The following is a 24,069-nucleotide window of genomic DNA, read 5'->3' on the forward strand; positions in this document are numbered from 1 at the left end:
TTTCACTCTCATCTGAATCGTTAAATTGTGCGGACCCAATACAGAACAATTTACTGAGGTCTGCTATGTCTAAGGTCGTAGTTTTTAATCAAATTGGTGACGCTGACGTCCTGAAGATTCAGGACATGCAGGTTCCCGCACCTGATGCAAATGAGGTTCAGATCCGCGTACGGGCAATTGGTATCAACCGTGCGGAGATTATGTACCGCACAGGCCAGTATATTTACCAACCTAATTTCCCGGCACGGTTGGGTTATGAAGCTGCCGGAGTCGTTGAATCCGTAGGAGACAACGTACGTGAGTTTGCACCTGGGGATTACGTTAGCGTCATTCCGGCTTTCAGCTTTCATCAATATGGTATGTATGGAGAAGTCGTTAATGCCCCGGCGCACGCGGTCGTAAAACATCCGCACAACCTCAGCTTTGCCGAAGCCGCCGCCAGTTGGATGATGTATGTGACCGCATTCGGTGCGCTGGTTGAATATGCGGATATTAAACCTGGAGATAATGTGCTGATCAATGCTGCTTCCAGTAGCGTGGGACTGGCGGCAATTCAGATTGCTAATATGCTCGGCGCAAAGCCTATTGCGATGACGCGAACCAGCGAGAAGCGAAGCCAGCTTTTGCAGCTTGGGGCAGCAGATGTTATCGCCAGTCATGAGCAAGATCTTGTCACTGAGATCTCACGCATTACTGATGGCAAAGGAACCCGTGTGGTCTTCGATCCGGTCGGTGGCCCGGGAGTGGCAAAAATTGCCCAGGTGATGCCGGCCGGTGGGATCTTTTTCCAATATGGCTCGCTTGATGCACGCGACCTTTCTATACCGGTCATTGAGATCCTCGGTCGCCATTTGACTTTCCGTGGTTATGAAATTTTTGAAATCACCTCGGACGCAGAAAAACTTTCGCGAGCGAAACGGTTTATCTTTGAAGGATTGCAGTCCGGGCAGCTCAATCCGCTGATTGATAAAACCTTCGCCTTTGATGATATCGTCGAGGCACATCAATACATGGAAGCCAACGGTCAGGTAGGCAAAATCGTTGTCACTGTATAACCCCTGTGCGGCACACCCTTGTGCCGCAATGTGTCTCAAAGCACTTTCGACAAAAACTGCTGGGTGCGCGTGTGGCGTGGATGATTCAGCACCTAATATTGTACGTTAATGCTATTTTTAACCATCAAGAAATGAGAAAACTTGTCTCTGAGCGGGTTCTCGTATCTTGATGGGCTATGCTGAGAGCGCCTCTCAAACGATCTTAAGAAGATCCTTCTGAATCTTTGACCGTAATAGTATAGGTTTTATCGAACTCTCCTGATTTTGAAAGCATTCCGCCACCTAAGCCCCCATGTACTCGCACTTTAGCTATGCCTGCTTTTGTTGGTATCCCTCTAATCTGGATACAATTATTGAATTCATTATCATCACAATACTGTAAGTGAAGCCCTAAATTATCTGGATGAATATCTCCAGCAATGACTTGTTTACCATAAAGATCATAAGAAAGAACTACTCCACCAAATATATTTATTTGGTTATAATAGGGAATGCCAACAGTTGCATCATTAAGCACCTCCCCTTCTGGAGTGAATTCTGCCTGCAACGAACAGGCAGACAATAAAAATAAAGGCAGAACCAAAAAAAATTTTCCCATTTTATTTCAATGATTTGAAAACCATCCCTCCAAAAAACCTGTTGATAAAAAATTGCAAATCTTTGTTTGGTTTTATCCAGTTTTTTTCCTTTCCCCAAGAAAACAATTCTAAACTAATATATCCATTAGCATCTTGCATGACTGAACCATTCCAAACAACCCAATGTGTAGGTAATGTTGTTTTATTTGTACTATTTACAAGAAGTCCATCATTTATCAATGTTACGACTTTATAATCTTGCTCAATATATTTATTTAAATCTCTGATTCCCTGAACACCCGCCTGAGTAATACCGACATTACTGAAAACCATTTTATAGCCGACTTTTTCAAACCATTCTGCCAAAATTTGCCAAATTGTGATACCAGCAACTGGAGAATCAAGAGCATCAAAGCTCAGCATTGTATTCTCTGAATCTCTGAGTCCAGCAAGTGTCATCCAGTCTGTACCGGCTATCTTCGGTCTGCCGTCATCATAGTAAAATGCACCTGTAGGATGCCGACAGCCTTTACCTGGCGAAATGATTAAATTACCTATTTTAGTTTTTCCGTATCGCCAAAGTTCACGGGCAGCTTGCGCATACACATCAGGGCGATCCTTTTGCAGGCAGTAAAAAAATGCTGCAGGTCCACATACACTTGCAGCTATTTGATTAGGGAAATCAAATCCGTTAAATCTTTCTTCTATTTGACGTTCTACTAATTTTTTATCAAAAGGATCCCTGGAATTACCAATGGGATATTCTTTTGCTATAAATGGTCTCTCCTCGCGGGTTATGGTAATTATTTTCGTTTCACCGCCCTGACTTTCAGGTTTAGGTGTACCTGCCGATTCAAAATAACAGAGATTTTCACGTTTAGCCTCAGACCATGCTTTACCTGTACTAAATTCTGCAAGCGTATACATCTTTGTGAAAGGCTTTGGAGTAACACTGTGAGTATGCAGCATCGTCTTACGATAAAGCGTCATTTCCATAATGTAGATAGTTGATAGAGGCTCATTTATATCTTCAGACATATGTATCTGAGTTTGGTAGTTATCCTTAAATTTCTGCTGTCTCACATCTATCAGATAATATTTATTTCTGTCAGCATTCATACGATAAATAGATAGATCATATAATAAAGAGTTTGCAGGAACATTAGAGCGAATACGGGTGCTGAGCGGATAAACAGCCATAATTAATCCATTAATATGTGCAGGTTAATATTTTCAGCGGATTCAGCATAATGCCACTCTGTCATCCCTTGGCTATCTGTATTCCCCGTTTCTGTATGGCCGTCCGGGAGTATGAGAAGATACCGGCAATCCACCATCAGTCTGCCGTTATCATCTGCACACTTAAAACGAATACAGTTTCTGCTGCTGACATCCTGTGAGTTCTGCATCATTATCGATAATTGACTGGTGTCGCGGGTGGTTAAAGTACCCGCGCCACTGCTGGTATATTGTGTGGCTGTACCAAAAACATAGTGATTGGAGCAGCCACACAACACCCTGTCGCCAGTAGCTACATATGCTTTACCATTTTCCATCCAGTCCACTGCAGAAGCGAAAATTGGAAAATGTCCATTGCATTTCCGACAAATTGCCCTGTCACCGGTTTGGGCAATAGCTCTATCACCATCATACCAGGATGCAGAAGCAGTAATAATTTTTCCATAACTTGTTTTATCGCCGAGACAGGCCAGTGCTCTTACCATTTTCAATTCCTTAGTTAAAAAGTGGTAATACTCAATGGCATGATACATAACACATGATTTAAGCAAAGTTTTACTATGCTTGCTCACAACTTTACTAAGGGTGATATATTCCAGATCCAAGTCATTATTCACATGATAATAAAGTGATTTTTTGATAATTAGTCACTAAGTTTGTTACTCGAAAGGAAAACTAATTTAGGATTAACGGACGTTCATATTTTCTTGATAATTTCACTCTTTGGACGCAGTACTCAAAGCACTTTCGACAAAAACTGCTGGGTGCGCGTGTGGCGTGGATGATTCAGCACCTGCTCGCTGCTGCCCTGCTCGACAATTTTGCCATCGACCATAAACACCACCTGATCCGCCACTTCCCGGGCGAAGCCAATCTCGTGCGTTACTACAACCAGCGTGGTTCCCGACTGCGCCAGCGCTTTGATAACATCCAGCACTTCGCCCACCAGTTCGGGATCAAGCGCTGATGTGGGTTCATCAAACAGCATGACGCGCGGATTTAATGCCAGTGCACGGGCAATGGCGATACGTTGTTGCTGTCCGCCGGATAAGTGACGCGACCAGGCATCGGCTTTATTACGCAGTCCTACCGCATCAAGCAGGGTTAATGCCCGCTCGGTAGCGGCTTTACGTGTTGCCAGACCGTGCGCAATGGGCGCTTCAATCAAATTCTCCAGCACCGTTAAGTGCGGGAACAGGTTAAAGTTCTGGAACACATAGCCGACGTTAACGCGCTGGCGCAAAATTTCCGCCTCTTTCAGCTCATACAGCTTGTCTCCCTGCCGACGATAGCCAATGTAATCGCCATCAATTTGAATAAACCCTTCATCGACGCGCTCCAGATGGTTGATAGTCCGCAACAGAGTGGATTTCCCGGAGCCGGATGGGCCAAGAATAACGGTTACCGTACCGGGCGGGATCTCCAGCGACACATTATCCAGCGCTTTGTGGCGACCGAAGTATTTGCTGACGCCGGTAATAGAAATATGGCCTTCAGGCGAGTGGGACATGGGCGGTCTCCTGCTGTGGACGTTGACGACTGCGTTTTTCTGCACGACTCACCCGGGCGGTATTGATCGCTGAACGTCGTTCGCTACGTGCCAGCGCGCGTTCGACCAGGTGCTGAATTAACGACAGGACGCTGGTGATCACCAGATACCACACCGCGCCGACCATCAGCAGCGGGATCACCTCCTGCGTGCGGTTGTAGATCATCTGGATGGTGTAGAACAACTCAGGCATGGCCAGCACGTATACCATCGCCGTCCCTTTCGCCAGACTGATGATTTCATTGAACCCGGCAGGCAAAATAGTGCGCAGCGCCTGCGGCAGGATAATTCGCAGCGTACGTCGCCATGCCGGTAAGCCCAGCGCCGCCGCAGCCTCGTACTGACCGTGATCAACCCCCAAAAATCCACCACGAATAATTTCAGCGGTATAGGCGCTTTGCACCAGCGTCAGGCCGACTACCGCAGTGGAAAACTGGCCGAGTACATTGATGGTCTCAAAACTGCCCCACTGAATGGGAGTAAACGGAATACCAATCGTCAACGTGTCGTACAGATAGGAGAAGTTGTACAGAACGATTAGCACTACAATCAGCGGTAACGAGCGAAACAGCCAGATGTATCCCCATGCCAGACCGTTCAGCAGCCAGGAAGATGAAAGTCGCGCCAGCGCCAGCAGACCGCCGATGAGAATGCTCAACAGCGTACCGATAAGCGTCAGCAACAATGTTTGCCCGAGACCGGACAAGATAACCGGATCGAAGAACCAGCGGGCAAACACGGCCCATTCCCAGCGCGGGTTAAACGCCACGGACTGGATAATCACCGCCAGAACAAACAAAGCAATGACCGCTCCGACGGTACGCATGGGATAGCGCGCCGGTACGACTTTAATGCTATCAGTCGTTTTCATTTTATCTCCTCAGGCTATTCTGGCCTGACCGGCGATGGTTAACAGTTTGGTAAAGCGCAGTCGGCCATCAAACGGCGGCTGGCTGTACTCTTCAGGATCGCGCGCCGTATCAAACTGCGGATCGTAGCCCTGACTTAAATACAGCCGGACGGCCTCCGGCTGGCGAAATCCGGTGGTCAGATAAATCCGGCTGTAGCCCGCGAGTAGCGCCCTACGCTCCAGCTCCTGCACCACGCGCGCCGCCAGCCCCTGCTGTCGCAGGCTACTTTTCGTCCAGATACGCTTAATCTCGGCGGTATCTTTGTCGTAAGGTTTGTAGGCCCCTGTGGCGATGATCTCACCGTTACGTTCCAGTACTACGAACAGCCCCTGCGGCGCCAGATACCATTCGGTCAGTTCCACCTCTGCGTCGCGAGAAAAATAATCGCCATAGCGGGCGGCATATTCACCAAACAGACCGTTCAAAATGGGTTGCAGCTCGCTGGCTTCAGGTGAGACCACGCGAAATTGATCGCTCACGATAACCTCCTTAGTCGCCTAACCCGGCTGGGTTGATCTCAGATTGCGGAATGCGTTCAACCCCTTCCCCCCAACGGTTCAGTACCTTGTCGTAGTCGCCGTTGCCAATCACGCCGTTGAGGGCGGTTTGCACAGGCAGAACCAAACCGCTGTCCTTTTTCAGCGTCACGGCGATATGTGCCGCTTTTGGCCAACCGCCATCAACGCTACCCACCAATTGTGTTTTACCGTTGAGCGCGGCTTTCCACGCGCCAATAACGTTAGGACCGAAGTAGGCATCAGCGCGACCTGACTGCAGGGCCAGAGTCTGGGCGGCATCGTCTTTGGTATACACTGGCGTAAACGGCTGTAACCCTTTCTTCACGTTTTCATCGTTCCAGGCCAGCAGGATGGCTTCCTGGTTCGTCCCCGAACCGACGATAATGCGCAGACCGGCGATATCTTCCGCCTGCTCGATTTTCTTCAGCTTGCTGCCGGTTTTGACATAAAAGCCCAGGGAGTCCTTACGATAGGTCGCGAAATCGAATTTCTCTTTGCGCGCTTTCGTGACGGTAATATTGCTGATCGCGGCATCATATTTGCCGGAGGTGACGCCCAGCGGCCAGTCTTCCCATGATGTGGGCACAACGTTGAGTTCCAGCCCCAGACTGTCTGCCACCAGACGGGCAATGTCCGCCTCGCTGCCGATCAGTGTTTTATTGTCATCGGCAAACACGGTCAGCGGCGGCTGACTGAGCCCGGCAATCGCCACGGTGAATTTGCCCGGTACGGCCAGATGCAGGTTCGCAGGTAATTGCGCAATCGCCTGCGGATTTTTTGCCGTATTAATCGGCGTTTTATTGGCTTCCAGGCTTACGCCCGTGCCGTTAATAGTCACGTCATTTGCCCAGACGGTCGCGCTGAAAGCCAGCGACAGCGCGAGGAAGACTGATTTTTTCTGCATAGCGTTTTTCTCTTATTGTGTGAATTGATTTGCAGGTGTCGCTAATCCCAGGCTTGCACGCAGGGTCGTACCGGGATATTCATGGCGGAACAGGCCACGAGCCTGAAGCACGGGGATAACCTGTTCGACAAAACGTGGGAAGGTATCCGGCGTTCCTCCCTGAATGATAAAACCGTCAGCCGCTTTCTCGTCGAACCACTGCTGAAGGCCGTCGGCTACCTGCTGCGGCGTGCCGCTAAAACGCGGACGCGGGCTGGCGGCTTCCTGGGCAACCTGACGTAGCGTTAACCCCCGTTCGCGCGCATTACGCTTGATCTCATCGGTCGTGCTGCGAAAGCTATTTTGTCCGAGGGAACCCAGATCCGGGAACGGTGCGTCCAGCGGATATTGGGCAAAATCATGATGTTCGAAGTAGCGGCCAAGGTAGTTCAGTGCGTCAGTAATGGAAACCAGCGCAGCGGTAGTCTGATACTGCTGCTCTACGTCCTCTGCACTGTCGCCAACAATGACGCTGACACCCTGGAATATATGCAATTGTTCGGGACCGCGCCCGGTGGTTGCTAATTGGCTTTTTACATCCTGATAGAACGCTTTAGCTTCCGCCAGCGACTCCTGATGAGTAAAAATGGCATCAGCATGCTGCGCTGCTAATTTCTTGCCATCGGATGAAGCCCCAGCCTGAAATATAATTGGACGGCCTTGTGGTGTTCGCCCGATATTTAACGGCCCGGCAACCTGAAAATAATCCCCATGATGGTTAAGCGTGTGCAATTTTTGCGGATTAAAAAATTCTCCGCTTGCCTTGTTACGGGTAAAAGCATCATCTTCCCAGGAATCCCACAGTCCTTTCACTACCTGTAAATATTCATCGGCAATACGATAACGTTGGGCATGCTCTGGATGCTGGGCGCGGGAATAGTTTTTTGCCGACCCTTCCAGAGGCGACGTCACCACGTTCCATCCGGCACGGCCCTGGCTGAGATGGTCGAGGCTGGCAAACTGCCGGGCGGTGGTAAAGGGCTCGCTGTATGACGTGGAGACAGTGCCAACCAGTCCCAGATTGCGGGTGATGCTGGCCAGCGCAGATAATACCGTCAGCGGCTCAAAGCGATTTAAAAAATGTGGAATTGATTTTTCATTAATATACAGACCATCGGCGACAAAAATAAAATCCAACTTCCCTTTTTCCGCAATAAGCGCTGTTTCTTTAACAAAGTCAAAATTAATACTGGCATCGGCCTGCGCCGCCGGATGACGCCATGCAGACATATTTCCCGATGCGCCATGCAGAATAGTGCCGAGCCGTAGTTGCCGATTTTCAGCCATAATAACCCCTACCCAACAGGTAAAATTAAATGTGTGCGAATGCCGTCTTTGCTAAATGAGCAAAGTAATGCGCGGCGGGTTCTATTAAGCGTTCATCCGGATTAAATCCCGGATGATGTAATCCGTATTCGCTGGCGCTACCAATACTGACGAACGCTCCAGGCGTATTTTGCAGGTAGACGGCAAAATCCTCACCGCCCATATGCAGGTCGGCATAGTGGGTGGCGTAGCCTGATTGTTTCGCCACGGCGGTGGCGATATCCGCCCAACGATCATCGTTCACCAGCGCGGTCGGTCCCGCATGCCAGATAACATCAATTTGTGCGCCAAAAGCGTGGGCAAATCCGGCGGCGATGTCATTTACCCGGGCTTTGACCTGCTGCTGCACCTCAATGCGATGCGTTCTGAGCGTCCCTTCCAGCTCTACGGACTCCGGCAGTACGTTCCATGTGTTTCCTCCCTGAATACGGGTCACGCTGAGCACCACTGAATCCAGGGTGTTAACGTCGCGACTGGCAACGCTTTGCAATACTGTTACCAGTTGGCTGGCGAGCAGGATGGCGTCTTTGCCTTCATGCGGACGCGCCGCATGTGCGCCTTTGCCATTGATACGTAACACAAAGCGATCAACATTGGCATAGAATGCACCGCCGCGCGTGGCGAACTCCCCTACCGGCAAACCCGGTTCATTGTGCATGCCAAAAATAGCCGCGACGTTTTGCAGTGCACCGGCGCGAATCAGTGTTTTTGCGCCGCCAAAACTCTCTTCCGCGGGCTGAAACAAAATACGTACTCGCCCCGGTAAGTCTGCTTCCTGCTGCTTAAGCAGCAGCGCGGCGCCAAGCATGACGCTGGTGTGAATATCGTGCCCGCAGGCGTGCATCACCCCCGGCGTGAGTGAGCGAAACGGAACATCGGCGCTTTCTTCTATCGGCAAGGCATCAATGTCCGCCCGCAAGGCGATGATCTCTTCTCCCTGACCAATTTCCGCGACCAGACCGGTTTTCAGGTTGAATGGCAGAATCTGGACATCAGCACTGCGCAACCAGTCGCGAATACGCGCTGTCGTCGCCACTTCCTGCAGGGAAAGTTCCGGGTGTTGATGCAATTCACGACGCCAGTTGATAAGCGTTGTCGCCAGTGTCATCAGATCACCTCCACGGCGTTATGGGCTTGTGCCAACAAACGTAGCGACGTCAGACGCGCGTGCCCTTCCGCCACTGGCGTGTCGATAATGAACTCATTAATGCCAAATTGCGTATGCAGGGCGTTCAGTTTTGCCAACACGTCGTGGGCAGTACCGTGTAACAAGGCCTGTTCACGACGCGCGATTTTGCGGGGTGGACTGCCAGCCTGCGCAGCGAAGGCCAGCGCTTGCTCTTCGCTGGCAACCGTGACGCGTTGCCCATTTTCGAGTTCCACGCCCCAGATCTGCACGTTTTCCGCAAGCTGCGCGGCGGTGTCGTTACTGTCAGCCACAATCACCTGGACGGCGACTATCGTCGGGCGTGTGCTGTGGGTCTGCCAGAAGGACAAAACGTCACGCAATAACGCTCTGTCACCGTTGAGGTGTGCCGCGAAGATGAAATTCCAGTCGGATTGCGCTGCCAGCTGAGCGCTTTGTACACTGGCTCCCAGCACAAACCCTTCTGGCGGCCACGGTGGGATTGGCGTCGGGAAAACCGTTTCCCCGCTTTCCGTGCCGTTCAGCGCCAGCCAACCGTTAAGCTGAGAAAGCTGGTCAGCAAAACTGCCTTTTTCATCCTGATGAAGTCCCAGCTGTAACGCCTGAGTCGACAGGGGTAAGCCGCCAGGCGCTTTTCCGACGCCAAGATCGACACGTCCGGGGGCCAACGATGCCAAAAGATTAAAGTTTTCCGCCACTTTGTACGGGCTGTAATGCTGCAGCATCACGCCGCCGGAACCGACGCGGATACGCTGGGTTTGCCCAAGGATCCAGGCGATCACCAGCTCCGGCGACGGGCTGGCCAGCTGTGGTGTATTATGGTGTTCCGCGATCCAGAAACGATGGTATCCCCACTCTTCTGCCAGTTGCGCCAGACGCAAGGTCCGGGCAAGCGCCATCACGGCAGTTTCTCCTTCCCCAACGGGGCTTTTATCCAGAATACTCAGGCGATATGACATGTTACAGGCCCATATTTGTTAACATGTCTTTATTATTAAATTATCAAATAACCATAATGAAACACTTAATTCACATTTGCTCAGCAAAAAAGTAGATAACCAGCCCTGTTGCTGCCAGGGATAAGATTCGGCTTATCTCTCACGGGCGAAACACGCCGCAAAAACAGCCTGCACGTATTACCTACAAAATATAATAGGGTTGTTGTTACTACAGTAATACCTTCTTTATCCTTTCTGCCAGTGTGCTTTTTATGGTGATTTTTTTAGCGTGATTTACATTAAGTCAGATTAAATAGCTTGCCACGTTATATATTTGTATTAGATGTTTCACTTTCATGACAATTAACAACTTTTATACGTCGGGATTTTTATTATAACTACTTCCACCGAAATCATGATTAGTAGAGAATACAGCGTTTCTTATTAAAATGGTTTAAACAGTTTTTAATATCCCCTGGCTTTATTGCGGGGATTTTTTATGGCTTATACATACCACCTGGGGCCTCTATGAAAAGTAACATGCCTGTTACACAAATTGAGTACGCACTTAACGATAAAGCGACGCTGCTTTCGACAACAGATAAAGAAAGTCATATTACCTACGCCAACTCTGCTTTTATTGACGCCAGCGGATTCAGCGAACACCAGTTAATGGGCGAGCCGCATAATATTATTCGCCACCCTGATATGCCCTCTGCCGCTTTCGCCGATATGTGGTACACGCTACAGCAGGGGGACAGTTGGACGGGAATGGTGAAAAACCGGCGGCAGAATGGCGATCATTACTGGGTGCGGGCCAACGTGACGCCGGTCTGGCACAATGAAAAACTCACTGGTTACATCTCGGTACGCACTGTTCCTTCGCGCGATGAAATAACCCAAAGTGAAAACTTATATCAAAAAATAAATAGTCAGCAGCTTAAAGGCTTTCGTCTGTTTAAAGGTATTATCATTCGTCGCGGCATAATGGCATGGGTTTCAATGTTTAAATGGCTGAGTATTAGCCAACGCATTAATTATAGTTTAGGGGTAACTGCCCTGCTGGCGTTGTTATTTATCTTATCCCCTGTGAATTCTATTATTCAGGCGGGTGGGCTGTTGATGCTGTTTCTGGCACTGGCTATTTACCTTAAGTATCAAATTTGTCAGCCAGTTAATACGCTACTGACGCAAATGAAGAAAGTGGTGTCTGGTCGTAAAGCCGATAACTGTCATTTAAACAGGGTCGATGAAATAGGAATGTTGATGCGTCTGGTTAATCAATCCGGGCTTAATCTGAATTCACTGGTCGATGACGTCAGTACGCAAATATCCGGTATTCGCGCCATCAGTCAGCGGGTATCAAAAGAAGGTACTGCGTTGCACAAGCGTTCAGAAGAAACCTCCGCTGACCTGCAACAAACGGCTGCCGCCATCGAAGAAATTGGCAGTGCGGTACAGCAAACCGCTGAAACGGCGGCGCAGACCATGACCATGGCAGATAAAACCAGCGCCAACGCGGCAGCAGGCGGCGATATCATGAAACAAACCATTGCCATGATGCAGGCAATCTCGCGTGATAACGGACAGATAGTCGACATCATTGGCGTTATCGATAGTATTGCCTTTCAGACCAATATCCTGGCGCTCAATGCCGCGGTTGAGGCCGCGCGAGCCGGAGAATCCGGGCGCGGCTTCGCCGTTGTCGCAGCAGAAGTTCGCAATCTGGCGCAGCACTCAGCGTCGGCGGCAAAAGAGATCAAACAGTTGATCGAGAAGAACGTCGCCAACGTTAACAGCGGCGTCAAAATGGTGGAGCGAACGGAAACACATCTCACCGGGATGATTGGTGATGTCCTGCAGATGTCGATGATGATCAAAGAGATTAGTCTGGCCACGCGAGAGCAAACCCAGGCGCTGGAGCTGATTAACGATTCAATTTCACGCGTGGGCGCCATGACACACAATAACGCCGAAATGGTGGAACGTGTTACTGATGCTACCGCCGATCTGACCCAGCGATCATCACGCTTACAGCAGGCCGTTCAGGTATTTGGCGTATCAGCATAACGTTACGGCGCTTATCGGGCGAATGTCTTAATAAGCGCACTCCTCTCCCTGGTTAAAACGCCCCTTTCTTTTATTGGCTGAATCGAGGCCACACCGCGCCAGTTCCGGCTGCACAAAAATGCTGAATTCTTGTTATCGGGGCTTTGCGCAAGTGAACAATTGAATGTAGGATGCTCGGCCGGCAGTTTTCCCCCGTAACACAATGAAGGGTAACGCTGTTTTCGCCGCAGCAGGTGCGGCAAAAAGGATTTTGTAAATCAGTCAGGTCAACAGGAAACGTAATGAACACACACAACACGCAAGCCGCGGAACAACATGCGGCGAAACGACGCTGGTTGAATGCTCACGAAGAGGGGTATCACAAGGCGATGGGCAATCGACAGGTACAAATGATCGCCATTGGCGGCGCGATTGGTACCGGATTGTTTTTAGGGGCAGGCGCACGGTTGCAGATGGCTGGCCCCGCTTTGGCGCTGGTCTATCTGGTGTGCGGTATTTTTTCGTTCTTTATTCTTCGCGCGCTCGGCGAACTGGTTTTGCACCGCCCTTCCAGCGGTAGCTTTGTCTCCTACGCCCGCGAATTTTTAGGTGAGAAAGCCGCCTATGTGGCGGGCTGGATGTATTTCATCAACTGGGCGATGACCGGTATTGTCGATATCACCGCAGTTGCGCTGTATATGCATTACTGGGGCGCATTTGGCGACGTGCCGCAGTGGGTGTTCGCCCTCGGGGCGCTGGCCATTGTCGGCACCATGAACATGATCGGCGTGAAGTGGTTCGCAGAGATGGAGTTTTGGTTTGCGCTGGTCAAAGTGCTGGCGATTGTGATTTTCCTGGTTGTGGGTACCGTTTTCTTAGGTAGCGGAAAACCGCTGGATGGCAACGCCACGGGTTTTCACCTGATAACCGACAACGGCGGATTTTTCCCGCATGGCCTGCTGCCAGCGCTGGTACTGGTTCAGGGGGTCGTCTTCGCGTTTGCCTCCATCGAACTGGTCGGCACTGCCGCTGGTGAGTGCAAAGATCCGCAAACGATGGTGCCGAAAGCGATCAATAGCGTTATCTGGCGTATCGGTCTGTTTTACGTGGGTTCGGTGGTCCTGCTGGTTCTGCTTCTGCCCTGGAACGCCTACCAGGCGGGGCAAAGCCCGTTTGTCACCTTCTTCTCCAAACTTGGCGTGCCATATATCGGCAGCATCATGAATATTGTGGTGCTCACCGCGGCGCTTTCCAGTCTGAACTCCGGCCTGTACTGCACCGGGCGTATTTTACGTTCCATGTCGATGGGCGGTTCCGCGCCAAAATTTATGGCTAAAATGAGCCGCCAACAGGTGCCATGGGCCGGGATCCTCGCCACGCTGGTCGTGTATGTCGTAGGGGTATTTCTGAACTATCTTGTGCCGTCGCAGGTGTTTGAGATCGTGCTTAATTTCGCCTCGCTGGGCATCATTGCGTCGTGGGGATTTATCATGGTTTGTCAAATGCGTCTGCGCCGGGCGATTAAAGAAGGTAAAACCGCAGACGTCAGTTTTAAACTGCCGGGTGCGCCGTTTACCTCCTGGCTCACGTTGCTGTTCCTGCTGAGCGTGCTGGTGCTGATGGCGTTTGATTATCCAAACGGCACTTATACCATCGCATCATTACCGTTAATCGCCATCCTGCTGGTTGCAGGCTGGTTCGGCGTGCGTAAACGCGTAGCGGAAATCCACCGCACCGCGCCGTAAGGATAAAAAGGCCTGATAGCTTACCCCTTCAGGCCTTCTTTTTTAGTCTGCTTCAATGAGCTGCGCAACATCGTTGCTATTAATTTCCCGCGCATTCCCATCCTGATCGGTATAGCTGGTCATTCCCGTGTCTTTATCCAGCTTTGGCTTGCCCTGGGTGGTAATCGTTTGTCCGCTTTTGGTCGTCATAACGTAATTGGTTGTGCAACCTGCCAGCGTAAACAGCATGACGCCTGCACAAAGACACATAAATGGCTTTTTCATGGTATTCCCGTGTTATTCAGTTAGCCGTTGAGGGCGTAGTGTAAGTCCCTGAAGTTAGTCAGGCTACTGGCGGGGTGTAACGAGGCGTATCGTGAGGTTTAGAGAAATGACAGGAGGGGTTTCCCCCTCCGGTTAATTACAGCGCAATACGAATCACATCGTCCGGCTGAGTAGCTTCCTGCTCGCGTGTAGATTTCTGTTTCACGCTAACGTACAGCGTTTTACCGTCGGCGGAGAGCGCCAGGCTGTTCGGGAATGTTGGGGTCTCGAACGTTTTGACAACTTTGTAGCTTTTCGCGTCGATCACGCTTACTTTACCGGCCTGACGATGGGTCACATAGGCCTCGTTGCGCGCCGGGTTGAACAGCACGGCCAGGGATTCCGGCGCGGCGACTTTCGCCAGTACATTGCCGTTGCGGGTGTCAATAACCAGCACTTCCGCAGCCTTAGAGTCGGTAACAAATGCGCGGTTACCCGCCGTGTCCAGACTCAGGTTGATAAAGAAGTGCTCTTTTCCATCATCCAACAGCTTTTTACGGCTGAGAATTTTGTTATTGGTGGTATCGATAGTGATAAATTCGCCGTCCGCATTGGCGGTGTACAGGCGTTTAGCCTTGCTGTCGACAGCCAGAGCGGTGCTCATTTTGCCAGTATTTTGGATTGTGTCCTGAAGTTTGATCGTCTCACCGTCCACGACCCAAATTACGCTCTCTTTACCAATACCGCTAATGTAGACCGTGTTGGTCGCATCATCGGCGACCAGCTCACGCGGCTGCAGCGGGCGCACATCTTCAGAACGCTTACGCGCATCCAGCACCAGGCGCCCTTTCACCGCGCCTGTTTTGGCATCCATCGCCGTCACCGCGCTGTTTACCGTATTACCAAACCACAGCGTTTGCGTGGTGTTATTGATGGTGGCGCCAAACGGTTTGAGATCGTTATGGATAACCTGAGTCACTTCGAGCGTCACCGGGTCAAGACGGTAAACCACGCCCCCTGTATCCAGTTTGCGGCTCTGTGAGGTCGCCAGCCACAGCGCGTTCTCTTGCTGGCTGTACGCCATTTCATAGGCACCTTTGCCCACAGCTTTGCGCAGCAATTCTTCCGCAGCCTGTGTCGTAAAAGATGATGCCACGAGCAGTGAACCTAACAGTAAAGAACCACGCAGGCGCGGCGAAAACAGATGACGTAAAGACATGACGACTCCCTTTGATAAATTCGTTTGTTACTGCTTCACATAGCTTCAATGAGCAAAATCATGGTTTTGCCTTTTTAAGAATGAGAATAGTAATCATTATTCATCGCAAAGTGGAGCACTTCTTCACATATTGACTACACTCGTTTTCATTGCCCGAAAAATTACCGCAATTCAGTAGCGCTAAAATTCATCTTTTTTATAAAAAAATTCACATGCTTACCGTCCGTTTTCCGGCGTCAGCATCATAAACTGGCCTTATTCATGACGATTTTTTCAGCCCGCTATATTGTCTTTCCTGTTTCATTACTGCCTGTCTTTCTCTCGACTTTTGCCGCGGCAGACAGTGAGATAAACGAGCAAACGCTGATCGTTAGCGCGACGCCACAATCCGTTTCAGAGCTGGATACGCCTGCCGCCGTCAGCGTTGTTGCCGGTGAAGATATGCGTCTGGCAACACCGCGCATTAACCTGTCCGAATCGCTGACCAGCGTCCCTGGGCTACAGGTGCAAAATCGGCAGAACTACGCGCAGGACCTCCAGTTGTCGATTCGTGGTTTTGGTTCACGCACCACGTATGGTATCCGTGGCATTCGTATGTATGTAGACGGAATCCCAGCCACCATGCCGGATGGGCAAGGCCAAACATCCAATATCGATATCAGCAGCGTACAAAATATTGAAGTCCTGCGGGGTCCCTTCTCTGCGCTGTATGGCAATGCTTCCGGCGGTGTGATTAATGTCAGTACTGAAACAGGGCGTGAGCCGCCCACCATTGAAGCCAGCGGCTATTACGGTAGTTTTGGCACCTGGCGCTACGGTTTAAAAGCCACCGGAGCGCTGGGCGACGGTACTCAGCCAGGCGATGTGGATTACACCGTTTCAACGACCCGATTTACTACCCATGGGTATCGCGATTACAGCAGCGCGCAAAAAAATCTGGCTAATGCCAAACTGGGCGTACGTATTGATGACGCGAGTAAACTGACGCTGATTTTCAACAGCGTGGATATTAAGGCCGACGATCCCGGAGGCCTGACGAAGTCAGAGTGGGATGCCAATCCGCAGCAATCGCCCCGCGCCGAGCAATTCAATACGCGAAAAACCATCAAGCAGACCCAGGCGGGATTGCGCTATGAACGCCAGCTCAGCGCGCAGGATGATCTCAGCATCATGACCTATGCGGGGGAGCGCGAAACCACCCAGTATCAGTCGATCCCAATGGCCCCACAGTTAAGACCCTCCCATGCCGGAGGCGTTATCACTCTACAACGTCATTATCAGGGGATAGATAACCGTTGGACTCACCGTGGCGAATTGGGGATCCCGGTGACCTTCACCACCGGCATAAACTATGAAAACATGAGTGAAAACCGTAAAGGCTATAACAACTATCGGCTTGATAATGGTGTGCCTGAGTATGGTCAGAAAGGCGACATGCGACGCAATGAACGTAACCTGATGTGGAACGTCGATCCCTATCTGCAAACCCAGTGGCAATTGACGGAGAAGCTTTCGCTGGATGCCGGCGTTCGTTACAGTTCCGTGTGGTTTGATTCCAACGATCGCTACATTACGCCGGGTAACGGCGATGACAGCGGGGACGCCAGCTATCACCAATGGCTCCCTGCCGGATCGTTGAAATATGCAATGACGGACGCCTGGAACGTCTATTTGGCTGCGGGGAGAGGATTTGAAACGCCGACAATTAACGAACTCTCCTACCGTTCCGATGGCCAAAGCGGGATGAATTTTGGTTTACAGCCGTCCACAAATGACACCATGGAAATCGGCAGCAAAACGCGCATCGGCGATGGGCTGTTTACCGCGGCCCTGTTCCAGACCAACACGGATGACGAAATCGTCGTTGATAGTAACAATGGCGGTCGTACGACCTATAAAAACGCCGGGAAAACCCGCCGTCAGGGAGGCGAGCTATCCTGGGACCAACGCTTTGCCACAAACTGGCGCGTAAAAGCGGCATGGACCTGGCTGGATGCAACCTATCGCAGCAATGTCTGCGGCGATCAAAACTGCAACGGCAACCGACTGCCCGGCATAGCGCAAAACATGGGATTTGCTTCACTGGGCTACGTGCCTGATGAAGGCTGGTATGCGGGAGCAGATGTGCGTTATATGGGTGACATTATGGCTAATGATGAAAATACGGCGAAAGCCCCGTCATATAGCGTAGTCGGCCTGAATACCGGCTATAAATTTTATTACAGCAACCTTATGATCGACCTGTTTGGCCGGGTGGATAACCTGTTTGATAAGATCTACGTCGGTTCGGTGATTGTGAATGAATCAAATGGCCGATACTACGAACCGGCGCCAGGACGAAACTATGGCGTGGGTATTAATCTGGCCTGGCGTTTTGAATGATACTGGCGGGAATCGCTCCCGCCAGCACTCTTTACGCATCGTCTGCTACGCGAATAACCACCTTGCCGAAGTTTTTACCGGTCAGCAAACCGATAAAGGTCTGCGGCGCATTCTCCAGACCGTCAGTGACCTGCTCACGGTAGTGGATTTTACCCTCTTTAATCCAGCGCCCCATCTCCCGCTGAAACTCATGAATGCGGTGACCATAATCCTGACCAATGATAAAACCCTGCATCCGGATACGCTTTTTCAGTAAGGTTGCCATCAGCAACGGTAATCGGTCAGGGCCGGTCGGAAGCGATGTCGCATTATAACCGCTGACCAGTCCGCAAAGCGGAATGCGCGCCGAGGTATTGAGTAACGGCAGCACAGCGTCAAATACCTTACCGCCAACGTTCTCGTAGTAAATATCAATCCCCTGCGGACACGCTTTTGCCAGTTGTTGTGCAAAATCGTGCGCATGGTGATCGAGACAAACATCAAAGCCCAGCACTTCGGTAGCATGCCGGCATTTCTCTGCCCCGCCCGCTACACCGATCACCCGACACCCTTTGAGCTTACCAATCTGTCCAACCGTTGCGCCCACCGGGCCAGTTGCAGCGGCAACAACCAGCGTTTCCCCTGCTTTCGGCTGGCCGATGTCCAGCAAACCCATATAGGCGGTAAATCCCGGCATCCCCAAAACACCCAGCGCCCAGGAGGGATGTTCAGGATTATCGCCAAGCTTCACCAGCCCGTTGCCGTCCGAAATGTCATAGTCCTGCCAGCCACTGTAGCTCAGCACCCATTCGCCAGGCTGGTAATCAGGATGGTTGGAGGACACGACGCGGCTCACAGTGCCGCCGACCATCACACCGCCAATCTCAACGGGAGGCGAGTAAGACGGTTCATCGCTCATGCGCCCACGCATGTAAGGATCGAGAGAAAGGAAAACGGTGCGCAGCAAAACCTGACCTTCTCCCGGCGTTGCGACTTCATCTTCTTCAAGACGGAAGTTATCCGGGATTGGCGCGCCATGTGGGCGGGAAGCCAGTACCCAACGGCGGTTACGATTAGTCTGTTGACCCATGATGTGCTCCTCTGCTTTTGGCATGAATCCATCAATAGTAGCAGCCTGCGCCAGCATTTAGCTCACGACATGGTTTAATCGCACAACCAGATAAACGCAGGTTTGCGTGGTTTCATTGATAAACCGACAGTCATTCGGCGGCCCCAGTTCCAGACAATCGCCCGCTTTCATTTCATGACGCACATCGCCTTCCACAAAGACTAACTCCCCCTGCTGTAGCCAGATAAGCTGTCTGGCCTGCACGTAGGAGGATGCTGGCATTGGGATATCGCTTCCGGCGGGCAATTCGATTTGTACCAGGTCGATGGGGAGATCGCTGCGCGGTGAGACATGGCGTCGCAGATAGTGGCTCTGCGGATCGTGCCAGACGGGCTGGTCAGCGAGGCGCAGCAGCTTGCCCTCCTGCATTTCGGCTCGTGCAATCAGCATCGACATGCTGATGCCAAACGCCCCGGAGAGCCTGCCCAGCAGCGTGGCCGTGGGGCTACTCTCACCACGCTCTATTTTATGGATCATTGCCCGCGACACGCCTGCACGCTCGGCGAGTTCCGTCAGAGACCAGCCGCGAGATTCTCGTTCAAGGCGAATTCTTGCACCGATCCGTTGATTTATGCTGTCTTCAATAGTATTCATATTGTAATACTATAGTGAACAATCTCTGAGGTTCAACATGTCAATTCGATTTGCCAGCAAAGCAGACTGCGCCGCTATTGCTGAAATTTATAACCACGCGGTACTGCATACGGCGGCTATCTGGAACGATCAAACGGTCGATGCCGAAAACCGTATCGCCTGGTTCGAAGCCCGCCAGTTGATGGGCTATCCCGTGCTGGTAAGTGAAGAAAACGGCGTAGTCACTGGATATGCTTCGTTCGGCGACTGGCGTAACTTTGACGGATTTCGTCATACCGTTGAGCATTCGGTGTATGTCCATCCTGAGCATCAGGGCAAGGGCCTGGGACGAGCGCTGCTCAGCCGACTGATAGAAGAAGCGCGGGTGTGCGGAAAACATGTAATGGTGGCGGGGATTGAGTCTCAGAATCAGGCGTCGCTGCATCTGCACAGTACGCTGGGATTTAACATCACGGCACAAATGCCGCAGGTTGGCACCAAATTTGGTCGCTGGTTGGATCTGACCTTTATGCAACTGCAGTTAGACGATCGTCGCGATCCGGATGCCGGCAGATGAACCAGACGCTGACCCTCTCCTTTCTGATTGCCGCAGGTATTGGTCTGGTGGTGCAAAACACCTTAATGGTGCGTATCACGCAGACCTCCTCGACGATCCTGATTGCCATGCTGCTGAACTCACTGGTTGGGATTGTACTGTTTGTCAGCATTCTGTGGTTCAAGCAAGGCGCCGCGGGGTTTGGCGAACTGATCACCAGCGTGCGCTGGTGGACGCTGATCCCCGGTTTGCTGGGGTCTTTTTTTGTTTTTGCCAGTATCAGCGGCTATCAAAATGTGGGGGCTGCCACCACGATTGCGGTACTGGTCGCCAGCCAGTTAATTGGCGGACTGGTGCTAGATATTCTGCGCAGTCATGGCGTACCGCTCCGTGCGCTGGTGGGGCCTGTTTGCGGCGCGGTGCTGCTGGTCGTCGGGGCCTGGCTGGTCGCGAGACGCTCTTTTTAACTGCTGGATGGCGCTTCGCTTATCAGACCTACGGAATTTACCCAGCCTGAACATACAGGCCGGATAACAGTAATAACGAATTAAAGGATTGTGCCGCCTTTGGTCAACTGTTCGCGACGGGCTTCCATATCCTCTTTATGCTGACGACCATGATGTGCGATAGCCGTACGCAAACGCTGTTGCTGGGTGTAACGATCTTCCCGGCTCAGCGCGGCATCATCGCTGAGTTCAATCAGCAATTCATTCATATGCGTAATGACGCTCTCTTCAATGGCGGCATCAACACGTGCGCTGACCTCATCCAGATGCGACATAACCTCTCCTTAACTCTTTAATTTAATTTTGCTTTTGAAAAATCACTGCCCATCAGGCTGACGCTGTATCCGCTGACGTTGCTACGCGTGGCATAGAACGTTTTGCCATTTGCCAGGGCTATCCACGGAGCCTGCTGGTAGAAAATCTCTTGCGACTGCTGGTACAGCGCGGCGCGTTCTTCAGGTTTGCTCACCAGTTTCGCCTTTTGAACCAGAGAATTATACTCTTTATCGCACCAACGCGCGGCGTTAGATCCGGTTTTAATGCTGTCGCAGCCCAACAGTACATCAGCGAAATTATCCGGATCGCCGTTGTCTGACATCCAGCCGAACAGCGCGGTGTCATGCTCGCCTTTGCGCATTCCGGAGAGATATTCGCCCCACTCGTATGACACTATTTTTGCCTTTACGCCGACTTTTGCCCAATCGCTCTGGATCATCTCGGCAATACGTCGGGAGTTCGGGTTGTATGGACGCTGAACCGGCATTGACCACAGCGTCGCTTCAAATCCGTTTTCCAGCCCAGCCTGTTTCAGCAGATCTTTCGCTTTTTGCGGGTCGTAAGCGTAATCTTTTAGATCGTTATTGAACCCCATCATATTCGGTAGAATCGGCGATTTTGCCACCGTACCGGAACCTAAAAAGACGGCGTTAATAATGGCTTTTTTATCGGTCGCGTAGTTCAACGCCTGACGTACCAGCACGTTATCAAACGGTTTTTTCTCGGTATTAAACGCCAGATACCCGACGTTCAGCGCTTCAACCGAATGCAGCGTCAAATCTTTATTCTTGTTGATCTCGTCAAACTGGATTGGCGCAGGCGCCGGGATAATCTGGCATTCGTTAGTTTGCAGTTTTGCCAGTCTGGTCTGTACATTTGGTGTGATCGAGAATATCAGGTGCTTCGTCGGGACGGCGCCATCCCAGTAGTTCGGGTTGGCCAGATAACGGATTTGGGAATCCTGTTTGTACTGCTGCAACACATATGGCCCGGTGCCAATCGGCCAATTATCAACGTTTTCCGGGGTGCCTTTTTGCAGCATCGCGTCAGCATATTCCGCAGAAAGAATGGAAGCGAAATCCATCCCCCAGTCGGCAAGAAACGCGGCGTTAGGTTCATTCAGCACAAACTGAACGTGATAATCATCCACCTTCTTCACTTCTTTGATCAGTTTATCCAGACCGACATCGTTAAAGTATTCGTAGCTGCCCTGAGAAACTTTGTGGTACGGATGATCGGCATCTTTCTGGCGCAATACCGAGAAAACCACGTCATCGGCGTTGAAGTCGCGGGTAGGTTTAAAGAATTTATTACTGTTGAATTTCACCCCCTGGCGCAGGGTAAACGTGTAAGTCTTCCCATCGGGAGAAATTGTCCAGTCCGTTGCCAAAGACGGTATTGGGGTATTCTTTACCGGATCAAAGTTAATGAGTCGGTTGTAGAGCACCTGTGAACTTGCCACAAACGACGGACCGGAACTGGCGATTTGCGGGTTAAATGACTCCGGCGACGCTTCTGAGCAGTAGATGATGGTGTCAGTGCTGGCCGCGAACGCAGCGCCTGAGGGTAAGGCGGCGCTGAGCGCCAGCGCGAGTAACGTTTTCCTTGCAATCATGGTTATAAGCCTTCTTATTTTATTATTAACCGGAATATCAGAGCATAGCTGACAAAAACTGACCAATAACAAATCACTATCAGGTTATTCTAATCCGGTGGTTTTCGCTGAATTATTCATCACCACAAGCGAATTAATTTCCATTAAGTCTTTTTCAAAACGTCAAGATTTTTCCCGGCACTCTATGCCATGAAAATTCGCCCCTTTTTGCCTCTCTTCCGTCGTTTGCTCGTTTTTATAAACCGTAAAGTAGATGTGTGAAGAAGTCTAAGGGGTAACAACGTGGCAAAAACTCTCTTGCGCAGCGGCAATTTGGATGACTATCAGGCCGTAGGTGGCGGTGGTCAGGCCGTGTTTGATTCAGCACTGCAAATTCGTGAAACGCTTCGCTTGCGTAAACAGCAGGCGATGGTGGATTGTCTGGCGATCCCACAAATTAACGACAACGGCGATCGGGTTGACTGGTATTCTCCGGTTGAAGGAAAAGTCATTGCGTGGAAAGCCGCTGATGAAGAGGCACGTTTTCGTGCGCTGCGCTATCTGGAGAGCACGCTGGAAAATGCGGCGGCCCTGAGCCGTAAAAGCCTGCAATCGGGGAAAACCGCCCTCCAACTGTTTGGTTCATTGCTCGAAAAAGCCATCCAGTTTCCTGGCGAGAATCACGTGTTTCTGGTTGATGGTAAACCCGTTATTACGTTCTGGGGCTTCGTCAATCTGAATGAAAATCCCCGCGACGATGTGCTCGATTGCCTGCGCCTTGCCGATATACCACCGGTTGTCACTGTGACAGAGCCTGACCCGGAAGAAGAGACTTCACCTGAAATCACCTTCACTGAGGCCGATGCCCCTTTACTGATGCCGGTCGTTGAACCGCCAAAACCGGTTGAACCCGAACCACAACCGTTGGCCATGATCAACGAACCGGAAGTCACACCGCCACCGGTACAGGTGAAGCCCGCACGTCGCCTGCCGCTGTGGAGTCTACCCGTTGCCGCCGTCATTATCGCAGCCATTGTCGGACCGTTGTTATGGAAACAACAAGCCGTTATCCCTACCCCCTCAGTTGCCCCCATTGCAGTGGCTAAAGCAGACATGACGCCGTTACCGGAACTGAACTCCGCACTACCTTTGCATCGGGCTGAAGTCATTCCGGTAGCGAAAAAAGAGAAACCTGACGCAGGACCGGTAGTGATTGCCGCTATTCCCAAAGATGCGCTGGTCATGGATGCCAGCCAGATGAAGGCAGGAACGACGCGTTTCCTCAACGGTAACTGGCGCGTCATGGTCGACGTGAAAGATCCGGTCAGCGGCAAAGCGCCGTCGCTGCGTTATCAGATCCAGACGAATAAAGGCACTGCACGCGTTGTTCATGGCGACAATATTGTTTGTCGTGCCGAGATTTTCTCTGGTTTGCATCAGACTGGCGAATTAATGATTAAGAGTCGCGGCAATGCCCGTTGCACGGACGGATCACGTTATCCGATGCCTGAAATTACCTGCAAAGCGGGAACCAATGACGTCGCCACCTGCACCGCACGATATGACGATCACGCGGAAATCCCTCTGACGATCAAAAAGATAGGTGCCTGATTT

The 24,069-nt window shown here is 51.1% G+C and carries 21 protein-coding genes and 1 pseudogene; 7 read left to right on the top strand and 15 right to left on the bottom strand.

Annotation, left to right across the window (positions count from 1 at the left end):
- The first annotated feature begins 65 nt into the window (after positions 1 to 65).
- On the top strand, positions 66 to 1,055 hold the full coding sequence (locus FDW97_RS18880) for a zinc-dependent alcohol dehydrogenase family protein (RefSeq protein ID WP_137351468.1): 990 nt from the start codon (positions 66 to 68) through the stop codon (positions 1,053 to 1,055).
- A 202-nt stretch (positions 1,056 to 1,257) separates the two neighbouring features.
- On the opposite strand, the gene FDW97_RS18885 is transcribed toward FDW97_RS18880, so the two are convergent.
- From FDW97_RS18885 to FDW97_RS18930, 9 genes and pseudogenes are all read right to left on the bottom strand, one after another.
- Positions 1,258 to 1,653: a hypothetical protein gene (locus tag FDW97_RS18885; RefSeq protein ID WP_137351469.1), complete on the bottom strand. Its 396-nt coding sequence runs from the start codon at positions 1,651 to 1,653 to the stop codon at positions 1,258 to 1,260.
- A 1-nt stretch (position 1,654) separates the two neighbouring features.
- A complete protein-coding gene (locus tag FDW97_RS18890) occupies positions 1,655 to 2,833 on the bottom strand; it encodes a hypothetical protein (protein ID WP_137351470.1) in 1,179 nt (392 codons plus the stop codon).
- A gap of 2 nt (positions 2,834 to 2,835) precedes the next feature.
- Positions 2,836 to 3,357 carry a PAAR domain-containing protein gene (locus FDW97_RS18895; RefSeq protein WP_137351471.1) on the bottom strand — a complete coding sequence of 174 codons (522 nt, stop codon included), beginning with the start codon at positions 3,355 to 3,357 and terminating at the stop codon, positions 2,836 to 2,838.
- Positions 3,358 to 3,608: 251 nt separating this feature from the next.
- Positions 3,609 to 4,382, bottom strand: a complete 774-nt coding sequence (locus tag FDW97_RS18900; protein ID WP_038640679.1) for an amino acid ABC transporter ATP-binding protein — start codon at positions 4,380 to 4,382, stop codon at positions 3,609 to 3,611.
- Entirely contained in the window at positions 4,366 to 5,292 is a 927-nt protein-coding gene (locus tag FDW97_RS18905) for an amino acid ABC transporter permease (protein WP_137347294.1), read from the bottom strand. The genes FDW97_RS18900 and FDW97_RS18905 overlap by 17 nt, the downstream gene beginning before the upstream one ends.
- A gap of 9 nt (positions 5,293 to 5,301) precedes the next feature.
- On the bottom strand, positions 5,302 to 5,811 hold the full coding sequence (locus FDW97_RS18910) for a GNAT family N-acetyltransferase (protein ID WP_006684497.1): 510 nt from the start codon (positions 5,809 to 5,811) through the stop codon (positions 5,302 to 5,304).
- 10 nt (positions 5,812 to 5,821) lie between these two features.
- A pseudogene (locus FDW97_RS23470) lies at positions 5,822 to 8,080 on the bottom strand (NtaA/DmoA family FMN-dependent monooxygenase).
- Positions 8,081 to 8,105: 25 nt separating this feature from the next.
- Positions 8,106 to 9,227 (bottom strand): amidohydrolase, encoded by a 1,122-nt coding sequence (locus tag FDW97_RS18925; RefSeq protein WP_038640686.1) that lies wholly within the window; start codon positions 9,225 to 9,227, stop codon positions 8,106 to 8,108.
- On the bottom strand, positions 9,227 to 10,225 hold the full coding sequence (locus tag FDW97_RS18930) for an MsnO8 family LLM class oxidoreductase (RefSeq protein ID WP_137351473.1): 999 nt from the start codon (positions 10,223 to 10,225) through the stop codon (positions 9,227 to 9,229). The genes FDW97_RS18925 and FDW97_RS18930 overlap by 1 nt, the downstream gene beginning before the upstream one ends.
- A 507-nt stretch (positions 10,226 to 10,732) precedes the next feature.
- On the opposite strand from FDW97_RS18930, the gene FDW97_RS18935 reads away from it, so the two are divergent.
- On the top strand, positions 10,733 to 12,274 hold the full coding sequence (locus FDW97_RS18935) for a PAS domain-containing methyl-accepting chemotaxis protein (RefSeq protein WP_137351474.1): 1,542 nt from the start codon (positions 10,733 to 10,735) through the stop codon (positions 12,272 to 12,274).
- Positions 12,275 to 12,555: 281 nt separating this feature from the next.
- Positions 12,556 to 13,998 carry an L-asparagine permease gene (gene ansP, locus FDW97_RS18940; protein ID WP_038640693.1) on the top strand — a complete coding sequence of 481 codons (1,443 nt, stop codon included), beginning with the start codon at positions 12,556 to 12,558 and terminating at the stop codon, positions 13,996 to 13,998.
- Between the two features lie 42 nt (positions 13,999 to 14,040).
- On the opposite strand, the gene FDW97_RS18945 is transcribed toward ansP, so the two are convergent.
- Positions 14,041 to 14,262, bottom strand: a complete 222-nt coding sequence (locus FDW97_RS18945; RefSeq protein ID WP_038640695.1) for a YgdI/YgdR family lipoprotein — start codon at positions 14,260 to 14,262, stop codon at positions 14,041 to 14,043.
- 136 nt (positions 14,263 to 14,398) lie between these two features.
- On the bottom strand, positions 14,399 to 15,460 hold the full coding sequence (locus tag FDW97_RS18950) for a YncE family protein (RefSeq protein WP_038640696.1): 1,062 nt from the start codon (positions 15,458 to 15,460) through the stop codon (positions 14,399 to 14,401).
- A 261-nt stretch (positions 15,461 to 15,721) separates the two neighbouring features.
- Here FDW97_RS18950 and pqqU point away from each other — a divergent pair, with 261 nt between their 5' ends.
- Positions 15,722 to 17,842, top strand: a complete 2,121-nt coding sequence (pqqU, locus tag FDW97_RS18955; protein ID WP_137351475.1) for a TonB-dependent receptor PqqU — start codon at positions 15,722 to 15,724, stop codon at positions 17,840 to 17,842.
- Positions 17,843 to 17,873: 31 nt separating this feature from the next.
- Here the strand turns inward: pqqU and FDW97_RS18960 are convergent, their stop codons facing one another.
- Positions 17,874 to 18,911 (bottom strand): NADP-dependent oxidoreductase, encoded by a 1,038-nt coding sequence (locus FDW97_RS18960; protein ID WP_137351476.1) that lies wholly within the window; start codon positions 18,909 to 18,911, stop codon positions 17,874 to 17,876.
- A gap of 57 nt (positions 18,912 to 18,968) precedes the next feature.
- On the bottom strand, positions 18,969 to 19,544 hold the full coding sequence (locus FDW97_RS18970) for an XRE family transcriptional regulator (RefSeq protein WP_038640700.1): 576 nt from the start codon (positions 19,542 to 19,544) through the stop codon (positions 18,969 to 18,971).
- A gap of 37 nt (positions 19,545 to 19,581) precedes the next feature.
- On the opposite strand from FDW97_RS18970, the gene mddA reads away from it, so the two are divergent.
- Positions 19,582 to 20,100: an L-methionine sulfoximine/L-methionine sulfone acetyltransferase gene (gene mddA, locus FDW97_RS18975; RefSeq protein ID WP_137351477.1), complete on the top strand. Its 519-nt coding sequence runs from the start codon at positions 19,582 to 19,584 to the stop codon at positions 20,098 to 20,100.
- Positions 20,097 to 20,546 carry a DMT family transporter gene (locus tag FDW97_RS18980; RefSeq protein ID WP_085048177.1) on the top strand — a complete coding sequence of 150 codons (450 nt, stop codon included), beginning with the start codon at positions 20,097 to 20,099 and terminating at the stop codon, positions 20,544 to 20,546. The genes mddA and FDW97_RS18980 overlap by 4 nt, the downstream gene beginning before the upstream one ends.
- A gap of 80 nt (positions 20,547 to 20,626) precedes the next feature.
- Here the strand turns inward: FDW97_RS18980 and FDW97_RS18985 are convergent, their stop codons facing one another.
- Together FDW97_RS18985 and FDW97_RS18990 are read right to left on the bottom strand one after the other, a co-directional pair.
- On the bottom strand, positions 20,627 to 20,860 hold the full coding sequence (locus FDW97_RS18985) for a YdcY family protein (RefSeq protein WP_038640708.1): 234 nt from the start codon (positions 20,858 to 20,860) through the stop codon (positions 20,627 to 20,629).
- A gap of 17 nt (positions 20,861 to 20,877) precedes the next feature.
- Positions 20,878 to 22,476 (bottom strand): ABC transporter substrate-binding protein, encoded by a 1,599-nt coding sequence (locus FDW97_RS18990; protein WP_137351478.1) that lies wholly within the window; start codon positions 22,474 to 22,476, stop codon positions 20,878 to 20,880.
- Positions 22,477 to 22,758: 282 nt separating this feature from the next.
- Between FDW97_RS18990 and FDW97_RS18995 the strand changes: the two genes are divergently transcribed.
- Entirely contained in the window at positions 22,759 to 24,066 is a 1,308-nt protein-coding gene (locus FDW97_RS18995; RefSeq protein ID WP_137351479.1) for an SrfA family protein, read from the top strand.
- The last annotated feature ends 3 nt before the right edge of the window (positions 24,067 to 24,069 follow it).

Source organism: Citrobacter sp. wls708 (assembly GCF_005281255.1).
Classification (GTDB): domain Bacteria; phylum Pseudomonadota; class Gammaproteobacteria; order Enterobacterales; family Enterobacteriaceae; genus Citrobacter; species Citrobacter werkmanii.

Excerpts from the sequence above, each read along its gene's own strand:
- FDW97_RS18880 (WP_137351468.1), top strand. The coding sequence starts at position 66 with ATGTCTAAGGTCGTAGTTTTTAATCAAATTGGTGACGCTGACGTCCTG.
- FDW97_RS18885 (WP_137351469.1), bottom strand. The coding sequence starts at position 1,653 with ATGGGAAAATTTTTTTTGGTTCTGCCTTTATTTTTATTGTCTGCCTGT.
- FDW97_RS18890 (WP_137351470.1), bottom strand. The coding sequence starts at position 2,833 with ATGGCTGTTTATCCGCTCAGCACCCGTATTCGCTCTAATGTTCCTGCA.
- FDW97_RS18895 (WP_137351471.1), bottom strand. The coding sequence starts at position 3,357 with ATGGTAAGAGCACTGGCCTGTCTCGGCGATAAAACAAGTTATGGAAAA.
- FDW97_RS18900 (WP_038640679.1), bottom strand. The coding sequence starts at position 4,382 with ATGTCCCACTCGCCTGAAGGCCATATTTCTATTACCGGCGTCAGCAAA.
- FDW97_RS18905 (WP_137347294.1), bottom strand. The coding sequence starts at position 5,292 with ATGAAAACGACTGATAGCATTAAAGTCGTACCGGCGCGCTATCCCATG.
- FDW97_RS18925 (WP_038640686.1), bottom strand. The coding sequence starts at position 9,227 with ATGACACTGGCGACAACGCTTATCAACTGGCGTCGTGAATTGCATCAA.
- FDW97_RS18930 (WP_137351473.1), bottom strand. The coding sequence starts at position 10,225 with ATGTCATATCGCCTGAGTATTCTGGATAAAAGCCCCGTTGGGGAAGGA.
- FDW97_RS18935 (WP_137351474.1), top strand. The coding sequence starts at position 10,733 with ATGAAAAGTAACATGCCTGTTACACAAATTGAGTACGCACTTAACGAT.
- ansP (WP_038640693.1), top strand. The coding sequence starts at position 12,556 with ATGAACACACACAACACGCAAGCCGCGGAACAACATGCGGCGAAACGA.
- FDW97_RS18945 (WP_038640695.1), bottom strand. The coding sequence starts at position 14,262 with ATGAAAAAGCCATTTATGTGTCTTTGTGCAGGCGTCATGCTGTTTACG.
- FDW97_RS18950 (WP_038640696.1), bottom strand. The coding sequence starts at position 15,460 with ATGTCTTTACGTCATCTGTTTTCGCCGCGCCTGCGTGGTTCTTTACTG.
- pqqU (WP_137351475.1), top strand. The coding sequence starts at position 15,722 with ATGACGATTTTTTCAGCCCGCTATATTGTCTTTCCTGTTTCATTACTG.
- FDW97_RS18960 (WP_137351476.1), bottom strand. The coding sequence starts at position 18,911 with ATGGGTCAACAGACTAATCGTAACCGCCGTTGGGTACTGGCTTCCCGC.
- FDW97_RS18970 (WP_038640700.1), bottom strand. The coding sequence starts at position 19,544 with ATGAATACTATTGAAGACAGCATAAATCAACGGATCGGTGCAAGAATT.
- mddA (WP_137351477.1), top strand. The coding sequence starts at position 19,582 with ATGTCAATTCGATTTGCCAGCAAAGCAGACTGCGCCGCTATTGCTGAA.
- FDW97_RS18980 (WP_085048177.1), top strand. The coding sequence starts at position 20,097 with ATGAACCAGACGCTGACCCTCTCCTTTCTGATTGCCGCAGGTATTGGT.
- FDW97_RS18985 (WP_038640708.1), bottom strand. The coding sequence starts at position 20,860 with ATGTCGCATCTGGATGAGGTCAGCGCACGTGTTGATGCCGCCATTGAA.
- FDW97_RS18990 (WP_137351478.1), bottom strand. The coding sequence starts at position 22,476 with ATGATTGCAAGGAAAACGTTACTCGCGCTGGCGCTCAGCGCCGCCTTA.